General features: G+C 66.7%; 6 protein-coding genes and 1 pseudogene. 1 reads left to right on the forward strand and 6 read right to left on the reverse strand.

Going from position 1 to position 4,880, the window contains the following annotated elements; translation table 11 throughout:
• Nucleotides 1–162 precede the first annotated feature (162 nt).
• The 6 genes from HC022_RS19040 to HC022_RS19065 all read right to left on the reverse strand — a co-directional run bounded on the left by HC022_RS19040 (nucleotide 163) and on the right by HC022_RS19065 (nucleotide 4,061).
• Nucleotides 163–1,548: a di-heme oxidoredictase family protein gene (locus HC022_RS19040; protein WP_167453470.1), complete on the reverse strand. Its 1,386-nt coding sequence runs from the start codon at nucleotides 1,546–1,548 to the stop codon at nucleotides 163–165.
• 136 nt (nucleotides 1,549–1,684) lie between these two features.
• Nucleotides 1,685–2,170, reverse strand: a complete 486-nt coding sequence (gene bfr / locus HC022_RS19045; protein WP_008886199.1) for a bacterioferritin — start codon at nucleotides 2,168–2,170, stop codon at nucleotides 1,685–1,687.
• Nucleotides 2,154–2,414: a bacterioferritin-associated ferredoxin gene (locus HC022_RS19050; protein ID WP_089961315.1), complete on the reverse strand. Its 261-nt coding sequence runs from the start codon at nucleotides 2,412–2,414 to the stop codon at nucleotides 2,154–2,156. Before HC022_RS19050 ends, bfr begins: the two co-directional genes overlap by 17 nt.
• A gap of 11 nt (nucleotides 2,415–2,425) precedes the next feature.
• Entirely contained in the window at nucleotides 2,426–3,703 is a 1,278-nt protein-coding gene (locus HC022_RS19055) for an imelysin family protein (protein WP_167453471.1), read from the reverse strand.
• 50 nt (nucleotides 3,704–3,753) lie between these two features.
• A complete protein-coding gene (gene hemP / locus HC022_RS19060) occupies nucleotides 3,754–3,915 on the reverse strand; it encodes a hemin uptake protein HemP (protein ID WP_008884592.1) in 162 nt (53 codons plus the stop codon).
• Nucleotides 3,912–4,061 (reverse strand): hypothetical protein, encoded by a 150-nt coding sequence (locus tag HC022_RS19065; RefSeq protein WP_008885086.1) that lies wholly within the window; start codon nucleotides 4,059–4,061, stop codon nucleotides 3,912–3,914. The genes hemP and HC022_RS19065 overlap by 4 nt, the downstream gene beginning before the upstream one ends.
• Before the next feature lie 510 nt (nucleotides 4,062–4,571).
• Here HC022_RS19065 and HC022_RS19070 point away from each other — a divergent pair.
• Nucleotides 4,572–4,880 (forward strand): annotated as a pseudogene (locus tag HC022_RS19070) (PRC-barrel domain containing protein); the annotation flags it as partial.

Here is a 4,880-nt window from a genome sequence, read left to right on the forward strand (position 1 = left end):
CGCGTCGGGCGAACAGTCCGCCTCTGCGGTCACTGCAAGCGCGTCGGCGGCGGTGGAGAAGCCCGCGAAGCCGGGCAGGATGTGATCGGTCAGCGCCTCTTCGATGCCGGCCATCGCGGGGCTGGCGGCAAGACAGGCACAAAGCATGAGGGAATATCGCATTCAGAGACTTTCCAGGTAGCGGATCAGCGCGGCACGGTCGGGGGGCGGCATGTCGACCACCGCGTCGCGGTGGGGCTCGGCCTCGCCGCCGTGCCAGAGAACGGCTTCGAGAAGCGACCGCGCGCGGCCATCGTGCAGGAACGTGGTATGCCCCGACACCTGTCCGGTCAAGCCGATGCCCCAGAGCGGCGGGGTCTTCCACTCGCGGCCCTTGGCGCGGCCCTCGGGGCGGTGATCGGCAAGCCCCTCGCCCATGTCGTGCAGCAGCAGGTCGGTGTAGGGCCAGATCAGCTGAAAGCTCTGTTCGGGCTGGTCCTCGAGCCGGGCGGTGACGAATTTCGGCGTGTGGCAGGCCGGGCAGCCGGTGTCGTAGAACACCTGCTTGCCGCGCAGCACCTCCGGGTCGCCGGGGTCGCGGCGGGCGGGCACACCGAGGTTCTCGGTGTAGTAGACCACCGCGTCGAAGGCCTCGGCGCTGATCTCGACGCCGTTCGCATCGCCACCGTGGGGCGCGTCGCGGCAGGTGGTCTGTGCCGCGGTGCAATCGCCCCAGAGAGCGGTCTGCAGCGGCGTGGCAATGCCGATGTCGCCCGAGAAGGCGGCGGCGCTCTGGTCGCGCACCGTGGCCTCGCCGCCCTTCCAGCCGAAGCGGCCCAGCATCGGGGCATCGTGACCGGCGGACCAGACCAGCGCGGGCCGGCCCGAGATGCCGTCGCCATCAAGGTCGTCGGGGTCGGCGCCGGCAAGGATGTCGGCCGCGGGGATCGCCTCGAGCAGGCCGAGGCCGATCATCTGCGGCGCGACGCGCGGGCTCAGCATCGCGCCGGGCGCCAGAGGGCCGTAGCCGAGGTCGGCGGCGGCATAGCTGGGCGCGCGCAGCTGCGCCACCTCGCCACCCGAGAGCGGCACCGCGATTTCGTCATAGGCGATCTCGAGCCGGTATTCGGCGCGCTGGCCGACGGTGGCGAAATCCTGAAGCTGGCCGCCGTAGACCGGGTCCGGCGCGGTGGCGATCCAGCCCTCGATCCGCGGCACGTCAGCGCCGGGATCGGCGGGCACCGAGACCCGCAGGAACATCGAGACGGCGGTGTCCCCGGGCCTTTCGGGCGCGTGCCCGCGACCGTCGCGGATATGGCAGGACTGGCAACTGCGGGCGTTGTAGAGCGGCCCCAGCCCGTCCGAGGCGCGGGTCGAGGACGGCGACGAGGTCCAGAGCTTCTGGAACAGCGCGTCGCCAAGGGTGAACTCCATGCGCCGCGCCTCGGGCAGGTTCCCCGAAGGCTGCGCGAAGGCCTGCGCGTCACGCCGGGCGCGCACGGTGGCGGCGCCGCCGGGCCGGGTTTCGAAAGGCTCGGACGCCGTGAAATCGCGGGTGTGCGCGGTCACCCCGGCTATGCGGGCGCGCTCGTCATCGGTGCGGGGAATGATCCTGAGATGTGGATCGCCGAGCCCCGGCGCTGTGTCCCCGGGCTCGGCGGCAGTGGCCGCGCCGCTCAGCAGCAGCGCGGCGCAGAGTGTGATCTCACTCGGCCTCGTCCATCGGCGAGGCGTTGAGCAGCGCATAGCGTTCCTCTCCAAGTTTGGCGTAGAGGTCGAGCTGGGTCTCGAGGAAGTCGATATGGCCTTCCTCATCGGTCATCAGTTCCTCGAAGAGGTTCTTGGTGACGTAGTCGCCGACGGACTCGCAGTATTCGCGCGCTTCCTTGTAGAGCGTGCGGGCCTCGTGCTCGGCGGCGAGATCGGCCTCGAGGGTCTCCTTCGGAGTCTCGCCTATGCGCAGCGGATCGAGCTTCTGCAGGTTGGGATGGCCCCCCAGGAAGATGATCCGGGTGATCAGCTTGTCGGCATGGTGCATCTCCTCGATGCTCTCCTCACGGCTCTTCTTCGCCATGTGCCCAAGCCCCCAGTCCTCCTGGAGCCGGTAGTGCAGCCAGTACTGGCTCACCGCGGTCAGTTCCGACCGGAGAGCCTTGTTGAGATATTCGATGACTTTATCGTCGCCCTTCATTGCGCTGGTCCTGTGTTAGTCCACGGCGTCTAAGTCCGCGAAGTTCCATGGGTACTTCGAGATTGTCGTTCGCGCGCATCGTTTGCAAGAAAAACGGCATGCAGCCTCCGCAATCTGCCGATTTTCCAAGAGCATGGTAGATTTTCCCGGGGGTGATGATCGTCTGCTCATCGGAGGCCCGCATCCAGTCGATTGCCGCATGGATGTCGCGGTCTGTGATACCCTGGCAATGGCAGACGATCATCGGTGGTCCCCTTACTGGAAGACGGCGTCGGGGTTGTCGAGGCTGTCAGAGCCTTCGAACGCGACGCCGGAGAGGTCGAGCGCGCCGACGATGCGCTCGATGGTGCGGGTCTGGTCGATCAGGCCGTTCACGCCGCCCATGATCAGCTCCTCGCCCTTCTCGTCACCGATGGCCAGCATCTGGTCATAGGCGAAACCGCCCTCGGCTGCCTCCTTGATCGCGCCGAGCGCCGTCATGGTGGTGTCGAGCTTGGTCTTCATCTCGTCGTCGAGCGCCGGATCGGTGGCGGCGACGAGCTCCGACAGCGACGCTCCCTCGACGGTCGAGCCGTCGACGCGGGTGTAGGAGCCCAGGTAGACGTTCTGGATGCCCTTGCCGTCGTAGAAGTGCGAGTTGTGGGTGTTGTCCGAGAAACAGTCGTGCTCTTCCTCGGGGTCGTTGAGCATCAGGCCGAGGCGCATCCGCTCGCCGGCCTGCTCGCCGTAGGAGAGCGAGCCCATGCCGGTGAGCATGGCGGTGATGCCGGCGTTCTCGTCCTCGAGCACCGCGCCGCGGGCCTCGCCGTCCGCGCCCCAGGCGGCGACCATCTCCTCGAGATCCGAAACCAGCAGCGTGGTCGCGGCCTTGAGATAGTCGGCCCGGCGGTCGCAGTTGCCGCCGGTGCAGTCGTCGCCGGTGGCATAGTCGGTGTAGGGACGCTCACCCGCGCCCGGCTCGGTGCCGTTCAGGTCCTGCCCCCAGAGCAGGAACTCGATGGCGTGGTAGCCGCGCGCCACGTTGGTCTCGATGCCGTCGGCCTCGTTCAGCGTGTCGGCGATCAGCTCGGGCGTGATCTCGGAGGCATCGACCTCCTGCCCGGCGATGGTCGCCTGCGGGGTGGCGATGATGTTGAGCGCCGCGTACTCGTTCTCGTCGGTCGGCCCCTCGTACTCCTCGGAGACGTAGTCGATGAGCCCCTCGTCCAGCGGCCAGGCGTTCACCTTGCCTTCCCAGTCGTCGACGATCGGGTTGCCGAAGCGGAAGACCTCGGTCTGCTGGTAGGGGTTGCGCGACACCAGCCATGCCTCGCGGGCGGCGGCGAGCGTCTCTTCCGAGGGTTCGGCAATCAGCGCCTCGACGGCCTCCTGCATCGCCTTCGCGGTCGACAGGCTGTCCTCGTAGCCCGCGAGCGCAATGTCGGCATAGGTCTCGAGCACCGAGGCCTTGTCGGGCGCGCCGGCCGCATCGGTCGCGGCAAAGGCCGGGGCCGCGAGCAGCATCGCAAGTGCGGTGGAAGTGGCAAATTTCATGGTCTGTCCTCGTTGGCGTGTCTTTTTGTCTTGGCTGGCAGACGATGGACTCACTTGGTCAGGATGAGCTTGCCGGCCTTGGTGATCCGCAGGATGTAGATCTGGCCGTCGAGTTCGATCTCGGCAATATTCCCGTTTGCGGTGAGTTCGCGGGCCACGTGGCGCGGCAGGGCGGGCGTCGACGCGTCGGCGCTGAAACGGCTCTCCATCATCGTGCTGCCTCGCGGGCCTCGAGACGATCCAGCAGGGCCTCGACGCTGATCTCGACCGGCCAGAGGCCTCCGAACACCATCGAAACGAGATCCTTGTCGTCGCGACGCGGGCCTTCGGTCACCGCGTGGCTTCTCTCCATAGCCATATGTCAGCCTCCATCATCTTTCCGGGCGGGCGCCGCATGGTGTGGCGCCGGCCGATGGGTGAAAACTGAGCAAAATGATCGGGAAAGTCAACCTGACAAATTCAGTCGCCTTTTGAGAACGGCAGAATTTTCCCCGAGCAAGCGGTGGCAGGCCCGGAAATGCGAAAAATGCAGGCGGGAAAATCGACATGGCTGGCCGGAGTCGTGCCCCGGAAAGGGGTCGGGGCCGGCGGTTATCCCGCCAACCCCGCCTTGCGGCTTCTGCGCGTCAGTATTGTCCGCCCGGCCTAACGTGAGTCACTGTCACGATCCTTGGCGCTGGTAAGCGCGAAGATAAGGACTGCGACGACCGTGAGTGCGGCCAATCCTGCGATGAAGATATCACTGGGCATGGCGGCCTCCTGTCGATGTTCACGATCTAAACGGGTATGATCAGGTACGGGTTCCGGAACATTCCCGAGAGCTCGGCAGTTTATTGCTCAAATGCCACACATTCTCCGGAGGTTCTCCATGCTCCAAAGCCTTTCCGACATGCTCAGCTGGCGGGTGCGCACCGCCGACAAGACCGCGGCCCTCTCCGACATCCTCTTCGATCCCGACAATCGGCAGATGACCTATCTTTCGCTGCGCCCGGGCGGGGTCTCCGGGCGTCAGGTGCTGGCCTCGGCGTCGCGGCTCGGAAAGACGGATCCGCATGCGCGCGAGGTCGAGCTGCGGATCACGCCGGAAGAGCTTGAGACCGCGCCGAGCTGGGGCGGCGATGCCGACGAGCTCTCGGCCCTTCTCACTGCGCTGCCGCCGCTCGTCGTGGGGCCCTTC

This window comes from Salipiger sp. HF18 (genome assembly GCF_011806505.1).
GTDB classification, from domain to species: Bacteria; Pseudomonadota; Alphaproteobacteria; order Rhodobacterales; family Rhodobacteraceae; genus Salipiger; species Salipiger thiooxidans.